We start from the raw sequence: 26,243 nt of genomic DNA, 5'->3' as shown, positions 1-26,243 counted from the left end.
GATCTACCATGAATGCGGAATAAAATAGAAGGAGAGACTTCTATAATTAAAGCCTCTCCTTCTTACAAACTATATTACTCTCCCTGCTTTTTAACCATATGTAAATACAGTACAAAATCCATCATTGTCGACGAATGACCAAGTTGACGGATCATCGCTGTTATATTTCCTCTATGATATGTACCATGATTTACGACATGTTGCACTAATTCTAAAATCGAAGTTTCTAATTTCCCTACATATGGATTCTCAATAACAAATACAGCATTCACATCTTGTATTGTAATTAAAAAATCTTTATATTGATTTGCCATGTTTTCAAACATTTTTTCTAATTCATGTAACGATTTAGTTTCAATTTGTTTTCGTAAATCTTCTCGGTCTTGTATTGCTTCATTCATACTTTTACCATGCAATATATGTAACCACACTTGATCTGTAATATAAATATGCACAAAAGTATCCTTAATGGATGGAAATACACTCTGTATCTGCTCATTAAAAATCGTCTCATAGTTTGGTAACTCTTTTAATCGATTGAATAATCTTGTATTGGCCCAAGCATGATAATCACACTGTTTTAATATATAATCTTTCAATTTATATTACCTCCTTATTGTATGAAACGAATGGTTTGTTTCTTCATTTCTGATTCTCTATCAACCTTTGCAATCCCTTTTTCTTTCATTTCATGCTTATTTATCGTTTTATATTTTACATACGTATAAAATTCCGTTTGAAATGGAAATGGTGTAATCCGAATTGTTTCCTCGTCCACCCATTCAGCTTGAATAAGTTTCTCCTCTTCACTATTAAACATTTCTGTTCCTTCAAAACCATCTTTAAATAAATCAATTTCATCTTTCTTTTTGACACCAGACTTATTCATACATACGTATAAAGAAAGTTCATCACAAAACTTTAATAATTTATAATGTTTATCGAACATCGCAAACTGTTCTTTTGTTAACGTTTTCAAGATTCTTTTTTGTCGTTCTAATTCATGTTTATAAAATGACATCATCTCTTCATCTTCCTCGTTTAGTGGAAATGATAAAAAATGTTTACTACAAAGCAATGCCCCGTATGGATTAGAATTTTCAATTTCATTCAAACCAATCGTATAAAAAACAAAACGTAATGGGCTTGGACAATCCATAAATGTATATGGAATATTTTTAGCATCATTCAAAATTGGTACTTTATCAAGCTCTATCCATCCTCTGTCATGCTCATATATTGCATCAACTGTTTCTTTTAAATATGTTTTACTTTCAAAAAAGTCTTCTTTTATATGTTTTGCAATCTCTCCAGCTAAAAAACCATGGTCATGTTGACGAATTAATATACTTTCCTTCTCATTTTTTTCACGAAAAATCATTCATATACTCCCCCTCATCCTCATACTAAAGCTTTTTATATGCATCGATTCTTAATTAATCCCTAAATAATAGAAGGGATTCAGTCTCTTGCAACGAAATTAACATAATTATATAGTATTCTATCTAATCATAGTGATAGCTTTATCTTTACTATCTATTATACTAAAACATTCATTCCAAAAATTTTTTTATGAGGTGAAAACATGAACAAAACAGAATTAATTAAAAACGTAGCTCAATCAGCTGATATTTCTCAAAAGGACGCTTCTGCAGCTGTACAATCCGTATTTGACACAATTGCTAATGCATTACAATCTGGAGATAAAGTTCAACTAATCGGTTTTGGAACTTTTGAAGTGCGCGAAAGATCTGCTCGTACAGGACGTAATCCGCAAACTGGCGAAGAAATTCAAATCGCCGCTGGTAAAGTTCCTGCATTTAAAGCAGGTAAAGAATTAAAAGAAGCTGTTAAATAAACAAGAAACCAGCCATTTTATAGGCTGGTTTCTTGTTTTTATTTAAGCAATTGCTTTATATTCTCTGCATGATACACTTCACAAATATAAAATACACATTTGCATTTACTTACAATTTGATACTTTCTAGTTGGATACACATTCGCTGTAACAGAACATCCATCAAACAATTCGATAATATTTCCAGATGGCTGATATCCTTCATATAATACATTTCTTCTTACTTCCATCTTTTCTATAAGCTTTTCAACAGGAATATTTCCACTCTCTAATTCACTCTTTATTGCGTCCGGTAAAAACGAAGTGTCTGCAAAAATTAGATTTTCAGATAACACCTTGCCTTTATAACTAACATTAGATACACGGTAAAGAAATGTTCCATCTTTATCAAAGAAATTCTTTGCTTCTTTCGGAATGTACTGTCTACCAAGTGCCTCTTGTTCAAGAACATCAAACTGAACTGTATCATTTAAAAGCTTTTCTAAAGCATGAATGGATGATGTATCTCCAGAAAATAAAATATTTTTAATTGCTTGTACGTTATAAGTGAATTCATTCTTTCTATTTTCCGCTACTAACATGAGGAACACCTCTTCTATAATTTTTTTATTTAAGATTTAAAAGTGCTGCCGCATCTAATTGCGTAATTTCAGTTACTTCCTTACTGAATATTGCAACAGAGGCCCTATAATCTAAACTAGGCTTTACATCTTCCATCATTGTATTATTTAATAACTCTTGTCTATCCTTAAAAACCAACAAGTTTGGAGGATCATTTGGAGCTGATACTGTAATATGTACTGGCGGAATCATTAGTCCTTCACCTGTCGCTTTCAGCACCGCTTCTTTTCGAGTCCAATATGTTAAAAATCCTTCTATTTTCTGTTCATTTGGCAGTTTCATAACTTGCGCTATTTCAATGTCTGTTAATACACCTTCTGCCATTTTCATAACATCTACATTTGGATTCATTTGTTCTACATCTATGCCAACAGGTGCAGATTTTGTAAAAGCAACGACAACCCACTCACCTGAATGCGAAACGGATAATTGCGGCATACCTTCTGGTAATTGTGGTCTTCCATGCTGCACTTTACATACTGAGCACATTCGATCAATTGGTACTTGGACTGGTGACATAGAAAGTATCTTACCGAGAACTAATCTACTTATTACGCAACCTATTATAAAACGAGCTCGATCTGCCGAATGATGATACGAATTTGCTTTCTCTCGCTCTATATCATTTAGTAAATTGTAATGCCATGATTGTAAATCCGAAATTCTTGCCCACCATATTTGACAATCATTCTCATTCAAAGTTGGAATAGAATCTACAACTTTACTTTCTATCATGTAAACTCTCCTTTATTCAACGAATATCAATTTTCATAAGAAAGCATGCGTATATTGTTATTCATTGACAAGTACTTTCTCTTTTTCTGATACAGATAATGTTTTTTCTTTCTTCTTTGACATTACCTCTTTATCGGAAATACGTAAAGAAAATAGTAGTGCTATGAGCAAAAATATTGCTGATCCAATTAATGCTGCTTGATATGGTAAAAAATCGGATTGAGCGTTATTACTTCCAAAACCAGCTAGTATACTAGCTAAAACAGCTACTCCTATTGCTGAACCTAATCGATTTTGCACATTGAATATAGTAGTAGCTCTCCCCATAGAAGGCGGCGTGATATTGTTAAAGGCAGAAAATTGAACCGCACCGACAGATTGACCTAAGAAAATACCGATACCAAACAATAATGCGCGGATTTGCCACGGATTCGTATCGTGATTTACAAAACTTAATAAAACAAAGATAACCACGGTACAAATTAATCCAATAGAAATTACCTTTCGCGCTCCTAATTTTTTATATGACCATGGCACAATTTGTGAAGAAATCATTAATCCAATCGCCTCTGGAAATGTCGTAAGTCCTGATTCCAGCGCGGAAACTCCTATCACATTTTGATACATAAGTGGAAAAACAAATAACATTCCTAGTAAACCAGCTGATGAAAATAATGATATAAGACTCATCTTTCTAAACACTGGTTCTTTTAATAAACGTAAATCTAACATCGGTTGCTTTACTTTCAGTTCTACGATTATAAACAATGTAATGAATACACCCCCAGCTATCCCAGTACTCATAATTTCTGGAGAAATCCCCCCTTTTGATGGTCCCTGGCTGAGCGCATATATGAGCATCGCAAATCCTGGTGCTGATAAAATAAAGCCGAGCGAATCAAAGCGACCAGCTGATTTTTCAACATGCTCTGCTAAAAATAGAAGTCCAAATAGCAATGCAACGATTCCAAACGGTAGATTAATATAAAATGCCCAACGCCAAGACATTTGATCTACAAAGAAACCACCGATGATACTTCCAATTGCTGGTGCTACAGCAATTGGAAGTATCATGAACCGAGAAATCTTCGGTCTTTCCTCTGGTGAAAATGTTCGAAATAACATTGCCATTCCAACTGGTGTTAAAAGCCCTCCACCAGCACCTTGAATAATACGGAAAATATTCAATGAAGTAATATCGTTAGCCATTCCGCATAAAGCAGAGGCAATTGTAAATACGAAAAGAGCAATTAAAAACACTCTTTTCGTACCAAATCGATCTCCTAACCAACCAGAAATCGGAAGGAAAACAGCTAAACTAACTAAATACCCAACATTAACCGTCCCCATTGCAGATGCAGGTACTTGTAGTTCTCTACTTATCGTTTGCAGTGCTACATTTACAATCGTTGCGTCCATCGCAGCCATAAACATCGCAGTTATATAAACGATACTTACAACTACTTTTGGATTTAGTTTTTCTTTCATTATCGTTTTCCTGCTAATGTTTTTTCGCGAACTTGATTACTTTTTGGATTCAAATCTTTCCAGTTATATTCAACATATTCTAAGCAGCTCTGCCTACTAGCTTCTTCATATACGATATTCCAGCCAATAGGTACATCGAGAAAAGCAGGCCAGAGAGAATACTGGCCCTCCTCATTTATTAATACTTTATATGTGTAATTATCATTTTCAAATGGATTCGTCATACTCTACTTACCCCTTTCTTATTCTGCAAATATTTCGCTAATACTTGTCCAATTTCCGTAAGCGGACCTGGCTGACATAAATCTTTATGTCTACAATCAATATCGTGCTGCACAATTTGCCCGTCTAAATAATTTAGCCACGTATTTGGAGAAATAGGATCAAACCAGTCTGGTATAACAGTAGATCTAAAGAACAGGATATCTCCGTTATAAACTTTCGGTACATATTTCCCTAACAACCCTACTGAATTTACATATGTTTCTTTCAAGTTCAATATAGTCTCTTCTTCAAGACTTGCTAATGCACTTCCATCTTTACGAAGGATTTCAACTGCACTTTCCATTGTAAGTGGTTTACCATCCATGTTATCTGGGTCATATCCGCCTAAAGCAAGTAATGCGATTAATGCTTCCTCTTCAGTAGGCGCTTCCGTATTCGGTAAGAAGTGTCCAGGATAAGAGTCAAGCATTACGAAGTAATTCTACTTCTTCCCCTTCATTTTGTAATTGCCGCCGCCATTGCATGCACAACATTTCCTCCAAGCGACCAACCTAATAAACGATATGGTCCATGAGGCTGTACTTCACGAACGTGTTTCAAGTAATCCGCCGCCATCTCCTCTAAACTTTTTGGAAGTTCTTCATTTTTAGCAATACCACGTGCTTGCACACCATAAATTGGATAATCTGTTCCTAAAGATTTCATAAGTCCTGCATAGCACCAACTTAATCCACCTGCTGGATGTACACAAAATAGTGGTAATTGATCCCCGCTTGCTCGTAATGGAAGCAACACATCAAGTGCACTTTGACCATTCCCCATCTCAAGTCTTTCAGCTAACCCTGCAACAGTTGGTGCTGCAAATAAAGTACCAATGTTTAGTTCCACTCCAAGCGCCTCTTTCATGCGGCTCATAAGCTGTACTGCAAGGAGTGAATGACCACCAAGATCAAAGAATCCGTCATCAATTCCAATTTGAGGTACACTTAGCACTTCTGTAAACAAGTCACATAACATTTCTTCTTGCGGTGTTCTTGGACCACGACTAGAAGATGATGCGATAAATGCTGGAGCTGGCAATGCCTTTCTATCTAATTTACCGTTTGGAGTTAAAGGTAACTCATTTACTACTACAAAAGCGTATGGAACCATATAATCTGGTAAACTACCACTAGCAAACTGACGCATTTCATTCGTATCAATTGCTTCATTATTTGATGCAATGATATAAGAAACTAACCGTTTATCCCCTGGTTGATCTTCACGTACAATAACGGCTACTTGCTCAGCTTTAGGGTGCTTCATTATGACTGCTTCTATTTCTCCTAATTCAATTCGGAATCCACGAATTTTGATTTGATGATCTGCACGTCCTATATAATCTAGCGTCCCATCATTACGCCAGCGAGCTAAGTCTCCTGTACGATACATTCTTGTACCTGGCTTGCCAAATGGATCTGCGATAAAGCGTTCAGCCGTTAATCCTGCTCTTCCTAAATATCCACGCGCAAGTCCTGCACCTGCAACATACATTTCTCCAACTACTCCAGGTGGGACTGGTTGTAAATAGTTGTCTAACACATACACTTTAAGGTCAGGTATACTGCACCCAATTAAACTATTTGCCCGTAAAGAGACGATAGTTTCATCTAATTCAATATAACTAACATGTACTGTCGTCTCTGTAATACCATACATATTAATAAGCTTTGGTGCGTTATGAGGATGTCGACTATACCAATCTTCTAAGCGACTTAGCTCAAGTGCTTCCCCTCCAAAAACAACATATCGTAAAGATAATTTTTGGCCAATCTCTTCATTTTCACGATCTGCTTGCATCAATTGGTAGAACGCTGATGGAGTTTGGTTTAAAACCGTAACCTTTTCTTTAACAAGAAGCTGTAAAAATTCTTTCGGCGAGCGACTTACAGTATGTGGGACTACAACTAAACGCCCTCCGTATAATAAAGGTCCCCAAATTTCCCAAACCGAGAAATCAAAAGCATATGAATGGAACATCGTCCAAACATCGTTTCCGTCAAACTGGAACCAATGATCAGTTGCTCCTAAAAGTCTCACTACATTTTGATGAGGTATCATAACGCCTTTCGGTCTGCCCGTTGACCCTGACGTATAAATAACGTAAGCAATATGTGATGGAGATAATGGCTTAATTCGTTCCACTTCATCAATATTGTCTTCACTATATTTCTCAACCTCTGCTATTACTTTCACATCATCAACTAAAACTTTTAGTGCCTCATTACATTCAATTTCCACTTCTGAATTCGTTAAAACACATGATGGTTTCGCATCGTGTAGCATAAATGAAATACGGTCTGCTGGGTAATCTGGATCTAACGGAAGGTATCCAGCACCAGCTTTAAGAACAGCTAATAAGCTTACAACCATGTTTAATGATCTTGGCATCGCTAAAGCAACGAGTTGATCAGGACCAATCCCTTTTGCTATTAGGAATCGAGCTATTTTATTTGCTTTTCTATTTAACTCTTCATAAGTTAATTTCTTATCTTCAAAGACAACAGCAATAGAATTTGGATTTATATGAGCCTGCTTTTCAAACAATTGTGGCAATGTCATTTCTGGTGCAATTTGAAAACCACCATTCCACTTTTCTAACACTGTATTTTTCTCTGCTAAAGTTAATATTTCTAATCTGCCAATGGATTGATCTGGATTTGTAGTTGCATCATCTAATAACAAAATGAATCGTTCTATTAGTTTTTGAACCGTTTCACGTTTATATAAATCGGTACTAAACTCTAGTAATCCATGTAAACCGTTCGGAGTACCATCAACCCCGTTACTCTCACTAATTTCAAATGTTAAATCAAATTTTGCAGAACCAACGCTTTGAATTTCAAGGCTCGCTTCTAAATCTGGTACATGAAACGTTGCTTCTGGTGTATTTTGAAAAGCTAACATAACTTGAAACAACGGATGGCTGTTTCGAGTACGTACTGGATTTAATACTTCAACAAGCCTTTCAAATGGAACATCTTGATTTTCATAAGCTGCAAGATTTACCTGCTTCACTCTATTTAATAATTCTTTAAAACTTGGATCTCCTGAAGTATTTGTACGTAACACTAATGTATTTACAAATAAACCAACAATATCTGAAAGTACATCATCACTTCTTCCAGCAATCGGACTTCCAATTGGTATATCAGTGCCTGCACCTCATCTTGTAAATAGTGCACTAAGCCCTGCTTGCAATACCATAAACAAACTAACTCCATTTTTACGTGCAAGCTCTACTAACCTACTATGCATACCTTCATCTATATGAAAATGAATTGTTTCCCCGCGGTAACTCGTCTCAATTGGACGCTGGAAATCTGTAGGTAACTCCATTTGGTCTGGTAAACCTTTAAGTTCTTCTTTCCAAAAATCTAATTGTGTTGAAATAAGACTCTCTTGTGTCGTTTCATCACCTAGCAATTGCTGTTGCCAAAGTGCATAATCTGCGTATTGAACTGGTAGTGTCTCCAGCTGAACTCTGTCACCTTGACATCGCGCTTTATACGCCGCTGTAAAATCTCTCGTTAACGGCTGTAATGACCAGCCATCACCTACAATATGATGTAATAGAATTAATAATACATGTTCGTTTTCACTCATTGTAAAAAGTTGCAAACGAACTGCCGGCTCAAAATCGAGGTTAAAGCTATATCTTACCGCCTCTGAAAGTACACTTTCTAATTCATCTTTACATGTATTAGTTATTACCATTTCTAGATTTAAGTTTTCCATATCTAAAATTTTCTGATAGGAACTACCTAATACGTTAGGGAAAATTGTTCTAAGTGTTTCATGTTTCTCAACTACATCATAAAAAGCACCTTGTAATGCTTCCCGATTCAATATTCCATTCATACGAATGACTAGCGGAATATTATAAGTAGGACTTGGACCTTCTAAACAATTTAAGAACCATAACCTGCGCTGTGCAAATGAAAGTGGAATTTCATTTGACCTACTTGCTTTCTGAATAGCTGGTCTTGCACTTTTTGCATGGTTTAATTGTTGCGCCAGTTCGGCAACAGTTGGTGATTCAAATAGTTTCCCAATTCCTAATTCCACACTTAACGTTTCACGAATTCTTGCCATTAAACGAGATGCGAGAAGTGAATGTCCACCCATTTCAAAGAAATTATCATCAATGCTAATTCGAGAAACACCAAGTACTTCTGCAAATAAATCACATAATATTTCTTCTTTCGGATTTCTAGCAACCCTCTCATTGTTCATTCCATTAAAATCAGGAGCAGGTAATTTCTTTCTGTCAACCTTACCATTTGGCGTTAATGGTAATTCTTCTAGCACAACAAATGCCGATGGTATCATATAATTCGCTAAACTTTCTGAAACATAAGAACGAATTTCTGAAAGATTAATCGGTTCCTTTTCTTCTGCAACGATATACGCAATGATGCGTTTATCATTTGGACGATCTTCTCGTACCATTACTACCGCTTGTTGAATATTTTCATGTCGTTGTAATACCGTTTCAATTTCAGCTAATTCAATTCGGAATCCACGAATTTTAATTTGATGATCTGCGCGACTAATGTACTCTAACGCACCATCACTACGCCATTTCACAAGATCTCCTGTACGGTACATGCGCTTCCCTGATTCTCCATAAGGATTTGCAACAAACCGTTCAGCTGTTAACTCAGGTTTTCCTAAATATCCGCTTGCAAGTCCTTCCCCTGCAATATATAATTCCCCAATAACTCCAGGTGGAACTGGTTGTAACCCTGCATCCAATACATACACTTCTGTGTTGCAAATTGGCTTTCCGATAGGAGGTATACCCTTTTCACCTTCATCAATGTTCATGAAAGTAGACCAAATCGTCGTTTCAGTTGGTCCATATAAATTAGTTATTGAGCAACCTAATTCTTTTAATTTATTTGCTAAATGCGCTGGAAGAGCTTCACCACCAACTAGTATGTTTAGCCCTTGTAGCTTTTCTGGATAATCAGTTACTAACGCCTGCCAAAGCGTCGGTGTAGCCTGCATAATGGTCACTCTTTCTTCTTGTAAAAGTGTCGTTAATGCTGATGGCTCTTGTATGTCTTCTTTTTGCGCAATTGTTAAACTTGCACCACTAATAAGAGGTAAATAAATTTCTAGAGCAGAAATATCAAACGCAAACGTTGTAACTGCTAATAAATGATCATTTTCATTTAATGAAAACTTTTGTTGCATAGCCATTAAAAAGTTACTTAAACCTCTCATAGGAACAATTACACCTTTTGGGTTTCCTGTTGAGCCTGAAGTATATATTGTATAGGCTGGGTTTAAAAGTGATACATCATTCTTACATGCTATATTCATACGAGAATATGTATGTAACGCTATTTTCGTTTCTTCATCATCTAATACAATTTTTTTCATATCATTTTCTATAACTAACTTAGATGAAACAGATGAATGTGTTATGATACAAACTGGTTTTGCATCATTTACTATATAATTAACTCTTTCTGCTGGGTATTCTGGATCTATTGGTAAATACGCTGCACCAGCCTTTACGACTGCTAGCATACTAACTACCATTTCTATTGATCTAGGGAATACTAAAGCTACAAACTGATTTGGTCGTATTCCTTCTTCTACTAAATAATGTGCTAGTTCATTCGCTCGTTCATTTAGCTCTTTATACGTAAGGTTTACACCGTCACAAGTAATCGCTAGTTTATTGGGATTTTTTTGCACTTGTTTTTCAAATGATATAGGTAGACTAATTAACTCATCATCTTCCTTCGTTTCATTCCATTCCAATAAAACTTTATGATTTTCTTCAGGCAGAGTAATGTTTATTTTTCCAATCGACTCGTTTTTCTCATAATTATTTATTACTAATTCAAATAGATTCATAAATCTTTCTTTATGCAATGCTAGCTCTGCGCCATTATATACTTCGGGATTCGCATCAAAATGAATCATTAGCTCATTTTGATCAAAACGTTTATATACATTTATCGATAAATCATCTACAGGTCCTGCTGATAAGTTATGTGTAATACCACGATTTCCAGCAAAATTAAGCCCGTAATCAAAAGGCATAACATTCACTAACGGTCCAAACAACCTTTGATTTTCACCTAGTAACTTTAAGTCTCTTCTTAATTCCTCATGACGGTATTTATGATGGTGACGTACATCTCGAATTTCTTTAGAAACTTGCTGCAATAATTCCGCAAGAGTTATATTTGGAGTTACTGTAATACGAAGTGGAACTAAATTCATTACCATACTTGGTGTATGAATAGATACAGAACCTAGACGTCCCATCATCGGTAAACCTAAAACAATATCATTTTCACCTGTTAATTTATGCATATAAATACTTGTTACAGCGACAATGAATTCCGGCCAACTTGTTAACGAAATATTGATATCTTCTAGTAAAGTTTTCGTGCTAGAACTAGATAAATAAGCTGTTTCTCGTGAAAATCCATTTGATGTTCTCGGTGCTCGTTCTGCCAAACTTACAACTTCTGGGGCATCTGCAAACTTTTCTAACCAAAAAGTACGATTTTCCTGAAATTGTTTTGACTCACGATACTCAATATCTTCTTGCACGACTTTCGCAAGAGAACCAAATGGCTTTTGACTCTTGTTTGTTTCTTCTATAAGTGATGTATACTCATTCGCTACCTTTTGGCTAAGAAGTGAAAATCCATAGCCATCCATCACAATGTGATGGATGCGCTGATACCAAAAGAAACGATTATTTTCAACTTGAATAAGTGCTTCAGTAAATAATATATCTTTTTTCAAATTGACTGGTATAGATAAATCATTTTTCATCCATACTTTAGCAGCTTCTTCAGGGTTTTCTTCTTTACGAACGTCAATAAAATGCATATGAAACTGTGATTCTTCAACAACTTGCCATGGGCCAATTTCATCCTCTTCGAAGCGAACGTGAATTGCCTCTGCTTCCATTACAACTTTACGTACAGCTAATTCAAAAATGTCTCGATGAATATTTCCATTTATTTCTACATATTCCCCAGTATTATATATCGGATTAAGCGGATCTAATTGTTGCGCAAACCACATACCAGACTGCGCAGATGATAACGAATGACGAATCTTTTGACTGTTAGGCATTCTTTACTACCCCTTTATTATGTAGTCTATTTGTTACAGCACCTGTGCTGTTTGTGAAGATAGTAAACTGTACCAACCTGCAACAGTTGGACGTTCTGCTAAATCTGCAAAAGTGATTTCTTTCCCTTCACGACGCCATTTCTCTACTAAACTCATAATTCTGACCGAATCAAGCCCTCTATTTAATAAGTCCTCATCAATATCAATACTCTCTACTGGCTCACGAAGTAGTTGTGCAACTAGTTCATGCACTTCCTGTATAGTGATTCCTTCACTCTCATCACCTTTTACACTTTGTAAAGCTTTTAACAGTAGGTTTGTTGATGTCGTTACTGCACATCTATTAGATGCATACTCCAATGCTTGTTTATGATGCTCTAGTGAAAAATCAGCAACTGCATCTGCTACAAAGAACGGCTCTATACCATCCATAAATGCTTCACAAGCTGTTAAAAGACAGCCAATATGCGCATAAATACCGCAAATAATGAGTTGATCTCTTCCTTGTTCATTTAAAATTTCTAATAGATTTGTCTTTTTAAATGCACTATATCTCCATTTTGTTAGGAATATATCATCTTCATCAGGAGTAAGTTCATCAACAATTTTCTTTTTATCTGGTCCAGCAGGAATACCGTCACCCCAAAAGTCTTGTAATAAACCTCGTTGTTCTAACGTTTGCCCACCAGGTTGTGCTGTATAAACAACTGGTATACCAAGTTCCTTACATTTTTCTCTTATCATTTTAATATTTGAAATAAGTTCTACTTTTGGTGATTCTTTATCGCTATATGCATCAAGAAAATATTCTTGCATGTCATGAATTAAAAGTACTGCACGTTTTGGATCTGGTGTCCAATTCACTTTATTTTTTGGTAGTTCTGATTCAATTGGCATTTTATATACTGAAATAGATGGGATAGCCATCTAATCACTTCCTTCCGGTTTTTATTATTGTTTTACTATAATTAGTTTTTCAGCAATGACTTTACGTAGTTCTTTTTTGCTGACTTTTCCGACTCCTGTTTGCGGGAATGATTCAATAAATTCAATTCGATCTGGAATTTTATAAGCCGCGATACCACGTTCTCTTAAAAACATTTTTAATTCACTTACTGCCGGAACTTGTTCGCGAGCTATAACAAAAGCACAGGTGCGTTCACCTAAATAATCGTCAGGCATAGATACAATTGCTACGTCATGAACCGCATCGTGTGCTAATAAATGATTTTCAACTTCTTCCGCAGCAACTTTCTCACCACCACGGTTAATTTGATCTTTATCTCTTCCTTCTACAATGATGTATCCTTGTTCATTTACTTTTACAAGATCACCTGTGCGATAAAACCCATCCTTTGTAAATGATCGTGCATTATGCTCTTCAGCTTTATAGTAACCACGAATTGTATATGGACCTCTTGTTAATAAACTACCTACTTCGCCAGGTTGTACATCGTTGTCATTTTCATCAACAACTCGTACTTCATCGAGTGCAGACATTGGTCTACCTTGTGTATGAATAATAATTTCTTCCGGATCGTCTAATCTTGTATAGTTCACTAATCCTTCCGCCATACCGAATACTTGCTGTAACGTACATCCAAATGTAGGGCGTATACGTCTTGCAACCTCAGCGCTAAACTTAGCACCACCTACTTGAATAACCTCTAGGCTCGATAAATCGGTATTACGAGAAGATGCAGCATCAAGCCAAATCATTGCTAATGGGGGAACGAGCGCTGTAATTGTAACTTTTTCTTTTTCAATAAGAGCAAATGCCTCATCTGGACTACCACCAGTTGCCAATACCACTTTTCCACCCGCATAGAAAGTTCCAAATGTCCCTGGAGAACTCATTGGGTAATTGTGTGCTACTGGAAGAACTGCCATATAGACGCTTTCTGCATTCAAATTACAAATTTCAGCGCTTACACGTAAACTATAAATATAGTCATCATGTGTTCTAGGAATTAATTTAGAAAGACCTGTTGTCCCTCCTGATAATTGGAGAAATGCAACATCACTTGGCTGAACTTCTGGTAATGAGACGGGATCCATATACAGATCATTTATGTTCACAAACTCTTCTTCTTCCCCCACTACAATTACACGTTGTAAAGTTGGCACTTTCTCTTTCACTTCTCTTGCTAGTTTTCGATAATCAAAACCGAGAGCCTTATCTGAAATAACGTAAGCGCTCGCCTCACCAAACTCACAAAAATAACTAATTTCACTGCTTCGATGTGAAGGTAGTGCAAAGACAGGAAGCGCTCCAATTCGAAATAGTGCAAAACATATTTCGAAAAACTCGATAATGTTAGGTAACTGGATTACAACTCTGTCCCCTTTCTTTATTCCTAAATTCAGTAAACCTGCTGCTAAACGATCGGCATTTTTATCAAGTTCACTATATGTCATATGCTTCTTACCACTTACAACCGCGATTCGATCTCCATATTTCTCAGCCCGCTCTCTTAACACTCCTCCAAATGTTTCACCAAGCCAACATCCTTCTTCTCGATAATGATCGGCAAATTCTTTTGGCCATTCTGTATAACCTACTAGCATTCTTTCTTCCCCCTATTTTTCATTAAGTGAACTATCTCTTAACCCTAAAGCTTTTAACATTGTTTGGAACTTAGCCGATGTTTCTGCTAACTCATCTTCTGGTTTTGACTCAGCAACAACTCCAGCTCCTGCATATAAACGAAGTGTATTTTCTTGTACTTCAGCACAACGAATTGTAACAATCCATTCTCCATCTCCATTTAAATCGCTCCATCCTAGCATTCCTGTAAAGAACTCGCGGTCAAATGGCTCAATATGCTGTATAGCCTCTCTTGCTTTTTCCATCGGAGTTCCGCAAACTGCTGGCGTAGGATGAAGGGCAATTGCTAATTGTAAAGAAGAAGTATTTGGATCCTTAAGTTCACCTTTCACTTCTGTAGACAAATGCCACATCGCTTCACTATGAATAACTGATGGCTTTTCTGGGACATGTAATGTATGACAATACGGACGAAGTGCAGCGGCAACCGCTTCAACTACTACCGCATGTTCATGTAAATCTTTTGGAGAAGAAAGTAATTCCTCTGCTCTTCTTTTATCTTCTACTAGGTCCTCACTACGTGGCCTTGAACCAGCTAACGGATTAGAAATAACTTGCATACCATTACGTGAAACAAGCAATTCAGGACTTGCTCCAATTAGCGTCTTACTGTTCTCTTTTTCATCTTTCGGTAAATTCACAGCAAATGTATAACCATGCTTATTATGCTCTGCTAATTCTCGCAGAAGTTTTTGCTTATCAATCTTTTCCGAAGATTTAACATCTAACGATCTAGATAGAACGATTTTCTTTAAATCACCGACCTGTATTTTTTTAATTCCTTGCTTCACACCATTCATATAAACTTCAGGGTCTGGCATTGGCGTCATTTCAAATGTTACGTTCTCATTTGTTTCAAGCTGATTTGTTGTATCCAATTGTAAACGCTCAGAAATCCTACTATATTCTGGTACGATAAGTTGCACTTCTTTTCTACGATCGAATGGCAAAGCACCCACAACGATAGGATTTGGATTTCCAGCTTGTTTCGCATTACTTAATGTCGCTTGCACAAGCTCTGGGAAATTTTCAATTTCACGATGCTTTACTGTAGTAAACTCTCCTTCTGCTAATATCGTTCGAGTTGGTGAAGCAAAAAAGAATGAAGATTCAGTCTTATAATCTTCTAAAAGTTTTTCTGACAATTCCTTTACAGCTATATGTTCATTCATAATATAATAACCTCCTGAATTTTGATTAAACTCCTAACGTAGCACCGCCATCGACACATAAATTGTGCATTGTAATATGACTTGCTCTATCTGAGGCTAAAAATAACACGGCTTCAGCAACTTCTGAAGGTTGTGCAATTTTTTGTAATGGAATTCCGAGTCTATATGTATTTTGAGAACCAGCAATTATATTTTTAGCTCCATTCTCATCAGCCCATAGTAATCTTTGCATCTCAGTTTCAGTAGAACCTGGAGAAACTAAGTTGCAGCGTATATTGTATGCCGCAAGCTCTAGTCCTAAACATTTCATAAACATCGTCGTTGCAGCCTTTGACGCAGCATACGCAGCCATCTCCATTCTCGGCGTATTTGCCGCATTTGAACCGACTGTAACAATTGCCCCTGATTTTCTTAACATCATATTTTTACTTACCGCTCGGGACATATTGAAAACCCCTGTAGTATTTACAGAGAATGTTTTATTCCAATCTTCATCACTTAACGAATGAATTGGTCCCATACGTAAAACCCCTGCAACATTTATTAAAATATCTATTGGCGCTATTTCATTTGCAATATGATTTACCATGTCTTCAACAGCAGCGCTATTACTCACATCTAAACGAAACGTTTTCATACGTGTTTTATTTAATTCATTTTGATTTAAGAGTACATTTAACCCCTCTTCATTTTGATCAACCGCAATAACTGTGGCTCCTCTTTCTAAAAACATTTTGGCAACAACACTGCCTATGCCTTGTGCTGCACCTGTTACTAAAACTGTTTGCCCATCAAATTCCCCTAAGTTCATTTTCTCTATCCTTTCACATAAACATTAATTTCATTAAGTAACATAAATGATATTGATTTTCATTATCAATCATGTTGTAAAAAATAATACACTTACTAAACTAATTGGTCAAGTGCGCATTACCTTTAAAATCCATTTTATTGATAATGTTTTTCATTTACTATCTTACACCGAAATGATAATGTTTCTCAATAAACTTGTCAATCTTTTTTTATTTTTCAGATAAAGTATTTTAATGCTTCTTAATAAAATCATACCTAAACGCATTAAATGTACTTATATTATAAATAAAATTCAAACTCCTCTTTTTAAAATTGAAGAAGATAAACTAGAGATACGTTCATTTACAATGCTTTATGAAAAACTCAAGTATATATTTTCTCAATATTTTTCTGAAAATATATCTTACAAATACTAATGAATGTCTTCTTTATCATTTAAGATTTAATATATATTTCGAATATGATGTATCAATTTATTATATTCCAAATGGGTATTCCACTCACTTTTACATCTATAAAAATCACAAAAGTAATTTAACCTTGTTAAAATAACTCATAAAAAAGCATCCTAATTAATAGAATAGGATGCTTTTTCGTAATCATAGTGTTATAGAAGATTTGTATACTTATGCTACGCTGCGATACTCTTCTTCTTGTTCTTTTTTCTGTTTAGGTGCTTGAATTAAAATTGCGATAATGAATGACACGACACATAATACACCGATCACCATGAACGTTGGTTTGAATCCACCTAGAAGTGCACCGATAAAGGAACCTGCAAGCGCCCCAAATCCAAATCCTTGATACACAATTCCGTAGTTCTTACTATGGTTTTTCATACCGAAGAAATCACCAACAATAGCTGGGAAAATAGTGATATTTCCACCAAAGCAAAACGCTACACTTGCTACACATACGAAGTAAATACCATAATTTAAATCTACAAAACTTAGAACTAAGACTGAACTCGCCATAACAACAAAAGTACCAGTAACGATTTTTAAACGCCCAATTTTATCCGATAACGGTCCTAAAATGATACGACCTAATGTATTGAAGATTGCAACCATAGCCACCGCATTAGCTGCTGTTGCTGCGCTAAGTCCTACAAGTTGAACACCAATGTCTTTTACCATACCAATTAAGTATAAGCCACTCATACATGATGTAAATAACATGATAAATAATAAGTATACTTGTTTTGTGCCTAACATTTCTTTCGTTGTGTATTCCTTAGTTTTTGTTTCATGAACTGCTCCTTGATCTGCAGCTTGATGGATTAAACAAGCACCAATTACAATCATAGCTGTAACAATTAAACCCCAGTATATAAATGCTTGCGATACACCAACTGATTCAATCAACTGTGCGTTAACGTATTTAAAGATTAAGCTACCTGAACCATATGCAGAGACAGAAATACCAGCAATTAAACCTTTACGCTCTGGAAACCACTTTATTAAATTTGATAGTGAAGTGATATATGCTGTACCATCTGCATAACCTACAACAACTCCTGCTAGTACATAAAGCAATATTAATGAAGAAGCTTGTGAACTAAGTATTAACCCTAGTCCTAATGCTAATCCAGCTATCATAATAAGTTTACGAAGTCCCCATTTTTCTTGCAATTTACTCGCAAATAAAGTTGAAAATGCTAAAGAAAGACTAGTAATTGAGAAAGTTATCGCAACAGCGTTAAGACTCCAACCGTATTTACTAACTAAAGGCTGATTGAATAAACTCCATGTATATATCGTCCCAAGCCCCATTTGTACTATAACTGTGCCAAGGACAACAAACCATGGATTAACAGTTGATTTTTTCATACCTTTCCGCCTCCTCTTTCTATTTCAATGCTATTCGCTAAATTTACTTTTTTTATGTTCATTTTGGTCACCTCTTTTGATTTGACACCTTCATTGTATAAGATGTTTTCGTTCATGTAAGCACTTACAAGACAGAGCGTCAAAAACGTAGAATCAGTTACAAAAAACGAAGGATGAAATACAAAAACTACTTATTAAATACGTAACAGTTATTTAATAAGTAGTTTTTGTATAAGCTCGATTTACATTTGTTTTTGAACCCTTTTTTAAAAAGTGAAACAATAAAACCGTCTCTTTACTATTTATTAAAGAGACGGTTTTATTAGGTCAATTCATAAGCCTGACTTTTTTTATACGTTTATAATTGTTTCTTCAAATGTAACAATTGGCTCTACAAATTCCATCATAATGAAAGCATTTTTAATACGTCTTGTTAAAACTTCTTTTAATTCTGCACACATTTGTTCTGTAAGTGATTTTACAAATACAAAGTTATGATAATAAATCACACTCTTCTCTTTACTTAATGGGTTTAAAAACATCCCTTCTTTTGTAACGAGAGCATTAGAATGCCCCGATAAAGTTGAAAGAAACGTCTCTAAAATTTTTATTTCTCTTTTTGAAAACGATTCTTCACAAACTACTTTAATATTCATTTCTGTTATCATTTATATATTCCCCCAACCATTTTTTCACAAGGGGATACTATAATACTATTAAATTTTCACAAGACTCCCCTTGTCGTTCATAAAATTCACCAGAAAACTAAGTTGACTAACTTGTTTTTTCCCTTTATTCATATAAATCTCTCCTTTCGTATATATTACTTCTCCATTTGTAATTGATTACCTTTTTATATTAAAGTTTTTCTATGTTTTTAATTGGAATTTTACCAATTAGAGATCTTATTAATAAACGTATATTTTTCTTATACTCCTGAAAAAAACTTTACTTATCTACTTTACGTTTTGTGCTACATAGTGTCTGTTTTTTGAATAATTTGTTTCTCTGCAGTATTTACATAGAAATATTGTTTCGCTAATGCTGAAAACAATTTACTTTGCTTATAATAAAGTGAAACTTTAATCAACCCTCACCAATCGGGCTTTTATGGGCAGCAGGGCCCCCACCTAACTTCTTTGCTTCCACTGAATTTTGAGGTAGGGGTCTTACTGCCCAGCAAATAGCGGGATAAACTTAAATAAAATATAACTTTTAACATAAGAGTACTTTATACTTTTCTATTAGAGAACAAATTTTTTCCCAATAAATAAAACTAAATATTCACTAATATATCTATCCGTGGTTTAATATATATAATAAAAAAATATTTCTGTCTTTAATGAGGAGGTACTATGAAAGCAAACGTAGGGGATACTATACTTTTTCAACGAAATAATTTAAAGATTACAGGATCTGTATTAAAACTTTATACTGAATCGGTCTTAGTTGAAATTACAAATGTAAGCGGTGGTACTTTTGAATTTGATCGAACAATTGTAAATCATAAAAACTATAAAGTTTTAAATACAAATACATAAAACAATACAAAATAGCCCCTGCTCAACAGCAGGGGCTATTTTATATAAAAATATTTCACTAGTTTATATACCCTAAAACATTAACAATCTTACTCGCTTTTAAATTGTTAATATGATAATAAATTTCTAAACCTCTTCTCTCTGCTCGTAACACTTTACCCTTCATTTTTGATAAATGTTGTGAAACAGTAGATTGCGGAATATTCAGTAACTCTGTTAATTGTGTTACATTACAAGTTTTTCTCGTACTTAATTCATTTACAATTTGCAGTCTGATTGGATGCGCCATAATTTTTAAAATATCTACATCTTCTTCTGAAACTAAAGTTTTTCTCATTTCACTCGTATATGTTGTCATAAGACATTCCCCTTTTATATGAATTCCATATTCATAAGATCTATTTCCAAATTTTTTAAAACCCTTGATTAAAACTTTCATATAGAAATAAAAGGATTTTAAATTTTTGAAAACAGAACTTACATTCACTTTATTTATTTATTTGGTACATATACATAATACAATGTTAATATGTGCTCTATGTGAAGTTCACATAAATTTGTGATGAAGATTTACTTAGCCACTCGCATCCTACTCATCTAATTACTCACTGCGTAAAATCATCAGTTATTTTAACACATTTTAGGCGTTTGTATATACTATTTATAAAGTGAAACTTTAATCAGTGGGGCTTTTGTTCATCCCCCACTGATTATCAGCCCTCACCAATCGGGCTTTTACGGGCAGCAGGGCCCCACCTAAATTCTTTGCTTCCCCTGAATTTTTAGATGTGGGTCTTACTGCACGGCAAATAGCGAGATAAAACAACTTTTATAAAGGGGGGATTCATATGCCTACAGCGTTACAAGAAGAAGTCGAAGAAGCACGGGAAACATATGTCAGTCGTATCATCTTAGTTGGAGGATCGACTTTATTTTTAGTAGGCGGGGTTATATCGGCAATTTCAGCTTTTAAAGCTTATAATCGTTTGGAGAATACGCCGCCTTCTACAGATAATTCATAGATATTTTATAAAATAAAACGTCGCCTCCAATATAAGAGACGACGTTTTATGATTCATACATATGACACTAAAAATATCGATAGATTCCCTACTCCATTTTTTAAGCTTACTTCACCACAAACCTAGTCTGACTACATCCATCCTTCTGCTTCGTTACTTCTAATACAGCTGGCATTGCGTTTTTCAGCTCTTGTACGTGTGAAATGACACCGATAAATCGGCCTGATTTTTGTAAGTCAATTAAGGCGTCTACTGCTTTCGTTAATGATTCTTCATCTAATGAACCGAACCCTTCATCGATGAACATCGTTTCGATGGAAATACCACCTTCATATGCTTGAATGACATCTGCCATTCCTAGCGCTAGGCAAAGTGATGCATTAAATTTCTCTCCGCCGGATAGTGTTTTTACATCGCGTGTTTGGCCAGTATATGCATCGTACACATCTAAGCCTAATCCACTTTGACGATTTCTCTTTTCAACTCGTTCACTTCGTTTTAAATAAAATTGTCCGTTTGATAATTTACGTAATCGTTCGTTTGCAATTTGAACAATTTGTTCTAAATACTCAATTAAGATGTAACGTTCAAATGATATACGGCTCTCGTTATCACCTTTCATTACTTCATATAAGTCAACAAGTTCTTGGAAAGCTTTTTCTTCCTCATGAATTTGCTCATCAATACGTCTAATGTTTTCATGTAAATCAGAAATATATGTTACCGCATTTTGCGCACGTTGACGTTTTTCTTTAATGATATCGAGATTAATTTGTAATTCTGTTATGTGTTCACCTAACGCTGTAATATCCATATACTCTTTATCTTTTAATTCAGCTTGTAACTCTTCAATTTGTTTTGCAAGCACTTCAAGCGATGAATAATAACCTTGAATTTCTTTTTGTAACATTTCCATCTCGTGATCGCTTAATTTGGCTTCTTTATACGTGAATTCGTCTGTAAACCCGCTTTGTTCTAGCTCTTTCATAAAGCGTGCGAAAGTCTCTTCTTTCTTTAATTTTGCACTTTCAAATTGATTAGAAGCACCTTTTTGTTCTGCTTGAATACGTATATTTTCATTTTGCCAATGCTGATACGCTTCCTGCACTTTCTTCCATTCGTCCTCCATTAACCTAAGTTCCTGCATAGCTTGGTCAAACTGTGCTTTCCAAGCTTGTACTGTTTGTAAGTTTTCTGGAATATTTCGTTTATCATGTTCATATGACGTACGAAGTTGCATACACTCCATTTCTGTACGGTGCTGCATTGTTTCCACTTCTCGTTTTTGTTTCTGAAGTTCTTCTATTTTTTCTTCTACGCTTTTCATGTTCGCAGCAATCTGCTTACGTGTTTCTTCACTTGCTTTTAACGTATTAACGTCTGCAGCTAATTGTTTTCCTTTTTGAACAAGTGCACTATATGTTTCAGCTAATTTTTCCGAGTTGTAGCCGCGCTTCACAACTTCTTCTATCACTTGTTCATATTGTAGTCGATAGAAATTCCATTTCTCCTCTACTTGCACATGTAATTTTTCAGCAATGTTCTTCTTATCTCTTAAATCGTTTAACTCTTTTTCATCGATCGCATTACTTTGTTCTGTAGCTTTTTGCGGATGATTCGTACTACCACATACCGGACAAGATTCACCGTCATGTAAATGAAGAGCTAATATACCAGCTTGTTCACTTAACCAGCGGCGCTCCATGTTTTCATATGCACGAACTGCCACTTGCATTTTATTATTTGCCGCTTCTTTTTCTTGCTCGAATTTTTGTTTTTCTTGCCAAACATCATATGCTTGCTTTAAAACTTTTGCATCTTCTCGCATATTCGTTAGTTCTTCTACTTTAGCTACATATTGCTCAAGTGCTTGTTCTAATTGCTGCAATTCATCAGACATTCTCTGTTTTTTGTTTGTATGCTCTTCTAGTTGTTGATCTAACTTTTGCATACTTTCTTTTAATTTCCCTATTTGGATTTCGGTATTTTGTAAATTCAGCTTTCTCTCAGCTAATGATTCAATAATCGCTTGTAACTCTTCTAATCTTTGAACAAGTTTTTTAGCCTCTTCTCGCTCAGCTTCTTTATTCTTTACTACTTCATACTTCTCCTGAGCAAGTTCAAAGCTATTCATTATCTGTTCTTGTTTGACGCTTATCTGTTTTAACAAACTTTCAGCTTTCTGCTCATTTTCCATCGCTTCTTCATACCATTGTTCAAATGGTAATAAGCGCTTTGCTTGTTCCGCACGTTTAAAGGATTTTTCTTTCCTTTCAATTGCTGCACGGTTCTCTTGTAAAGTGTTATATTTCTCATTCTTTTGTTGTAAATCTATAAATTTCTCATTTACAGATTTTGCTGCATGAAAACGTGTTTCTGCATCCTTTAATTGCTTCGTTTGAACATCTTGTTCTACTTGTAATTGCTCAACCTCTGCCTTATACACGGTTGTTTCTTGTTCTAACGCTTCTACTACTTGATGCGTATTTACATGTTCTTGTGCCACTAATGTCTCTAATAATGCTCCATCACGGATTGGTAATTTAAAAACATTACGGAAATAGAGCTCTCTCTCTTTTTGTTTTTCTTGCAAGACATCTTTCCATTGTTTTCTCTTTTGATCAAGTAACTCACGCATTAATTTATAACGATCCGTTTTAAAAATACGACGTAAAATCTCTTCTTTGTTTTCCGTCTCAGATGTTAATAGTTTTCGGAATTCCCCTTGGGGTAACATAACAATTTGGCTAAATTGATGTTTACTTAACCCAATTAAATCTTCCACTTTTTTGTTTACGTCTGTTACATGAAAACGATCGACGGCTGGAACGTTTTCTCCATCAATAACTTCATATAATTCTACTGCATGTCCTGTAATGGTCTTATTCCCTTGTTTTTTATGTCCAAGTTGCCGTTTTATTTCATAGCGTTTCCCTTTTAACTGAAAGGTTAATTCAACACTTGTATAAACATTATCATCAGCAAATTGACTTCGAAGCATGCTCGTATCACTACGTTCTTCTCCACTAGCCTCACCATATAACACATAACAAATCGCATCAAAAATCGTTGTTTTTCCAGCTCCCGTATTCCCAGAAATAGCGAAAATACGATGTTCTCCAAGATCTTCAAAATCGATTACTTCTTTCTGTTTATATGGCCCGAATGCTGTCATAATAAGCTGAATCGGTCTCATCCTCGTTCACCTTCCCGTTCTTGCACTGTTTGTAATACATCTATAAATAGGCGTTCTTTCTCTTCTGATAAATCTAACCCTTTCATTTCTTTATAGAAAGCCTTTAAAAGAGATAAATCATCCGTTTTATGTCTTGAAACCGTTACTTCATTTGTATCTGTGAGTTCTCGCCTTTGCATCGCTCTTTCAACGTGCATTGCATTTGGATATACAGATCGTATTTTCTCCATTGGCTGTAAGACAGGGTTTTCGTCTAATAATTTTACAAATACGTAATCTTCACTTACTGGGTGCTGTAATAATTCATCTATTTTCGCTTCTACTGTTCGCATTTTACGACGTGGTGAAAGTAACCTTTTTTCAATTGCTACTTCACCAGTTTCATTCAGTTCTACAATGTAATAACCTTTTTTATGTTTCTCTTCAGAAATTGAATAGGCAAGTGGTGAACCTGAATATCGAATCGTCTCATTACGTACGAAATGCGCTTGATGTAAATGTCCAAGCGCTGTGTAATGAAACTTATCAAAATAATGACTATTTACATATTCAGCACCACCAATTGAAAGTGGTCGTTCTGCATCACTTGTATTCTCCTCCGCTTCTCCTGAAGAAGTTACAAATGCATGTCCAACAAATACATGTCTAGCTTCTTTATCCATCGTTTCAGAGAGCTCATTCATAAAAATGCGCATCGCATCATCATGAGAACGTACGTCTTCATTTTTCAACACGTGCCTCACTATGCTTGGGTCTGCATACGGTATTAGATGGAAGTGAACCTCTCCATATTCATCATTTAGTACAACAGGTTCGTACGGGAATTGAAATTGACCTACAATATGTAATCCTTGTTTTTTCATTAAACTACTTCCAAAATGGATACGATCCGGACTATCATGATTACCAGCTACTGCAATAACTGGTGTTTGTAAATCAATAACTATTTTTTGCAGCACATCATTTAATAAGTCTACTGCTTCTGTAGGTGGAATTGCTCGGTCATATAAATCCCCTGCAATAATTACAGCATCTGGTTTTTCTTCTTCAACAGCCTGTACAAACTGATCTAATACAATCTTTTGGTCTTCAGTCATATACACGCCATGAACAAGCTTTCCTAAATGCCAATCCGCTGTATGAAATAACTTCATATTTTTCTACTCCTTTTAATTTACTGATTTTAGTGAAACGAGTTGATAGTTTATTGTAGTTTTTCCGTTCTCCCACTCTAGTTTCAATATCGTTGCACTTCCAATTCTTTCTTCATTTGATTTATATAAAGGCAATATTTCTTTAATTGTAAATAAGTGGTAACCATCCAATATTAATTGAAATATATTTTCTTCAATATGTAATCTTACTTCTTTTTCATTTGAAATAATTTTTGTGTGCATCTCAAATTTCATGATAGATACAACCCCTTTTTATAATCTCTACATTTTAATAGTATAGTGGCTATGCAAGATTGACAAGTACATACACAGCAAAGTACACACTTTTCTATTGTTATATGCTTTATGTATTTTATATAAAATACGGTATGTGAAATTTTACATTTCCCCCAAAATAAAAATGCCTATTGTGACATCTTTATTTTTGTATAAAGTCTTTCATTACATAATATAAAACGGTAATTAAGACGATTGCGACGAAAAATGAGAACACTGCGACAATGTAGCCATCTTTATTTAATAAAATACAGAATGAAATAGATATTATAAAAATCGGAAATACGAGACGTACTTTATCCTTCACTTCTTCTGTCGTATCTGTATGATGAAAATACTGCGTTATTCCTATCATTAAAAAAGACAAAATAATAACCGACAATAGTAAAGGTCCTGGCATTCCGATTTCTCCTTTCTCTATTTCTAATTCAATGTAAAATTTTTTATTACAATTGTACGATTTATTTTTTCTTCAAACACACTTTTAGAATTGATAATGAACATTTCACACCTATATAATAGCGCTTTT

At 35.0% G+C, this 26,243-nt stretch carries 20 protein-coding genes and 1 pseudogene; 3 read left to right on the top strand and 18 right to left on the bottom strand.

Features of this window, described 5'->3' with window-relative positions:
- Positions 1 to 74 precede the first annotated feature (74 nt).
- The gene (locus BC_RS11600; RefSeq protein ID WP_000656267.1) at positions 75 to 599 is read right to left on the bottom strand and encodes a DinB family protein; all 525 of its coding nucleotides are present in this window, start codon (positions 597 to 599) and stop codon (positions 75 to 77) included.
- A 14-nt stretch (positions 600 to 613) separates the two neighbouring features.
- Entirely contained in the window at positions 614 to 1,381 is a 768-nt protein-coding gene (locus tag BC_RS11595; protein WP_000577297.1) for a DUF3891 family protein, read from the bottom strand.
- 204 nt (positions 1,382 to 1,585) lie between these two features.
- Here BC_RS11595 and BC_RS11590 point away from each other — a divergent pair, with 204 nt between their 5' ends.
- Positions 1,586 to 1,858: an HU family DNA-binding protein gene (locus BC_RS11590; protein ID WP_001043905.1), complete on the top strand. Its 273-nt coding sequence runs from the start codon at positions 1,586 to 1,588 to the stop codon at positions 1,856 to 1,858.
- Between the two features lie 38 nt (positions 1,859 to 1,896).
- On the opposite strand, the gene BC_RS11585 is transcribed toward BC_RS11590, so the two are convergent.
- The 11 genes and pseudogenes from BC_RS11585 to BC_RS11535 all read right to left on the bottom strand — a co-directional run bounded on the left by BC_RS11585 (position 1,897) and on the right by BC_RS11535 (position 19,172).
- Entirely contained in the window at positions 1,897 to 2,439 is a 543-nt protein-coding gene (locus BC_RS11585; RefSeq protein WP_000959125.1) for a hypothetical protein, read from the bottom strand.
- Positions 2,440 to 2,464: 25 nt separating this feature from the next.
- On the bottom strand, positions 2,465 to 3,214 hold the full coding sequence (gene sfp, locus BC_RS11580) for a 4'-phosphopantetheinyl transferase Sfp (RefSeq protein ID WP_000573004.1): 750 nt from the start codon (positions 3,212 to 3,214) through the stop codon (positions 2,465 to 2,467).
- A 57-nt stretch (positions 3,215 to 3,271) separates the two neighbouring features.
- Positions 3,272 to 4,702, bottom strand: a complete 1,431-nt coding sequence (locus BC_RS11575) for an MDR family MFS transporter (RefSeq protein WP_000660194.1) — start codon at positions 4,700 to 4,702, stop codon at positions 3,272 to 3,274.
- Positions 4,702 to 4,926 (bottom strand): MbtH family protein, encoded by a 225-nt coding sequence (locus BC_RS11570; protein WP_000184055.1) that lies wholly within the window; start codon positions 4,924 to 4,926, stop codon positions 4,702 to 4,704. The genes BC_RS11575 and BC_RS11570 overlap by 1 nt, the downstream gene beginning before the upstream one ends.
- A pseudogene (locus tag BC_RS11565) lies at positions 4,923 to 12,082 on the bottom strand (amino acid adenylation domain-containing protein). Before BC_RS11565 ends, BC_RS11570 begins: the two are co-directional and overlap by 4 nt.
- Positions 12,083 to 12,115: 33 nt before the next feature.
- On the bottom strand, positions 12,116 to 13,009 hold the full coding sequence (locus BC_RS11560; RefSeq protein WP_001007255.1) for an isochorismatase family protein: 894 nt from the start codon (positions 13,007 to 13,009) through the stop codon (positions 12,116 to 12,118).
- A 24-nt stretch (positions 13,010 to 13,033) separates the two neighbouring features.
- On the bottom strand, positions 13,034 to 14,650 hold the full coding sequence (locus BC_RS11555; protein WP_000960113.1) for a (2,3-dihydroxybenzoyl)adenylate synthase: 1,617 nt from the start codon (positions 14,648 to 14,650) through the stop codon (positions 13,034 to 13,036).
- 12 nt (positions 14,651 to 14,662) lie between these two features.
- On the bottom strand, positions 14,663 to 15,862 hold the full coding sequence (dhbC, locus tag BC_RS11550; protein WP_001002070.1) for an isochorismate synthase DhbC: 1,200 nt from the start codon (positions 15,860 to 15,862) through the stop codon (positions 14,663 to 14,665).
- Between the two features lie 25 nt (positions 15,863 to 15,887).
- Complete coding sequence (gene dhbA / locus BC_RS11545) at positions 15,888 to 16,673, bottom strand: 2,3-dihydro-2,3-dihydroxybenzoate dehydrogenase (RefSeq protein WP_001048437.1); 786 nt, start codon at positions 16,671 to 16,673, stop codon at positions 15,888 to 15,890.
- A gap of 628 nt (positions 16,674 to 17,301) precedes the next feature.
- The gene (locus BC_RS11540; RefSeq protein WP_000750111.1) at positions 17,302 to 18,504 is read right to left on the bottom strand and encodes an L-lactate MFS transporter; all 1,203 of its coding nucleotides are present in this window, start codon (positions 18,502 to 18,504) and stop codon (positions 17,302 to 17,304) included.
- Between the two features lie 350 nt (positions 18,505 to 18,854).
- Positions 18,855 to 19,172, bottom strand: a complete 318-nt coding sequence (locus tag BC_RS11535; protein WP_000627304.1) for a hypothetical protein — start codon at positions 19,170 to 19,172, stop codon at positions 18,855 to 18,857.
- Positions 19,173 to 19,859: 687 nt separating this feature from the next.
- On the opposite strand from BC_RS11535, the gene BC_RS11530 reads away from it, so the two are divergent.
- Positions 19,860 to 20,045 (top strand): YkvS family protein, encoded by a 186-nt coding sequence (locus BC_RS11530; protein ID WP_000646793.1) that lies wholly within the window; start codon positions 19,860 to 19,862, stop codon positions 20,043 to 20,045.
- Positions 20,046 to 20,103: 58 nt separating this feature from the next.
- Here BC_RS11530 and BC_RS11525 read toward each other — a convergent pair whose 3' ends face one another.
- Complete coding sequence (locus BC_RS11525; RefSeq protein ID WP_000214801.1) at positions 20,104 to 20,403, bottom strand: ArsR/SmtB family transcription factor; 300 nt, start codon at positions 20,401 to 20,403, stop codon at positions 20,104 to 20,106.
- Positions 20,404 to 20,893: 490 nt separating this feature from the next.
- On the opposite strand from BC_RS11525, the gene BC_RS27645 reads away from it, so the two are divergent.
- Positions 20,894 to 21,067, top strand: coding sequence for a hypothetical protein (locus BC_RS27645; protein ID WP_001141668.1), 174 nt, complete (start codon positions 20,894 to 20,896; stop codon positions 21,065 to 21,067).
- Positions 21,068 to 21,173: 106 nt separating this feature from the next.
- Here BC_RS27645 and BC_RS11520 read toward each other — a convergent pair whose 3' ends face one another.
- The 4 genes from BC_RS11520 to BC_RS11505 all read right to left on the bottom strand — a co-directional run bounded on the left by BC_RS11520 (position 21,174) and on the right by BC_RS11505 (position 26,114).
- On the bottom strand, positions 21,174 to 24,263 hold the full coding sequence (locus BC_RS11520; RefSeq protein ID WP_001247465.1) for an AAA family ATPase: 3,090 nt from the start codon (positions 24,261 to 24,263) through the stop codon (positions 21,174 to 21,176).
- Positions 24,260 to 25,417 (bottom strand): exonuclease SbcCD subunit D, encoded by a 1,158-nt coding sequence (locus BC_RS11515; protein ID WP_000765153.1) that lies wholly within the window; start codon positions 25,415 to 25,417, stop codon positions 24,260 to 24,262. The genes BC_RS11520 and BC_RS11515 overlap by 4 nt, the downstream gene beginning before the upstream one ends.
- Before the next feature lie 15 nt (positions 25,418 to 25,432).
- Entirely contained in the window at positions 25,433 to 25,672 is a 240-nt protein-coding gene (locus tag BC_RS11510; protein ID WP_000667342.1) for a DUF2584 family protein, read from the bottom strand.
- Positions 25,673 to 25,856: 184 nt separating this feature from the next.
- Entirely contained in the window at positions 25,857 to 26,114 is a 258-nt protein-coding gene (locus BC_RS11505) for a hypothetical protein (RefSeq protein ID WP_001119404.1), read from the bottom strand.
- Positions 26,115 to 26,243: the final 129 nt, after the last annotated feature.

The organism is Bacillus cereus ATCC 14579, from assembly GCF_000007825.1.
In the GTDB taxonomy this organism is placed as follows: domain Bacteria; phylum Bacillota; class Bacilli; order Bacillales; family Bacillaceae_G; genus Bacillus_A; species Bacillus_A cereus.
This window is presented reverse-complemented; position numbering and strand designations above follow the sequence as displayed.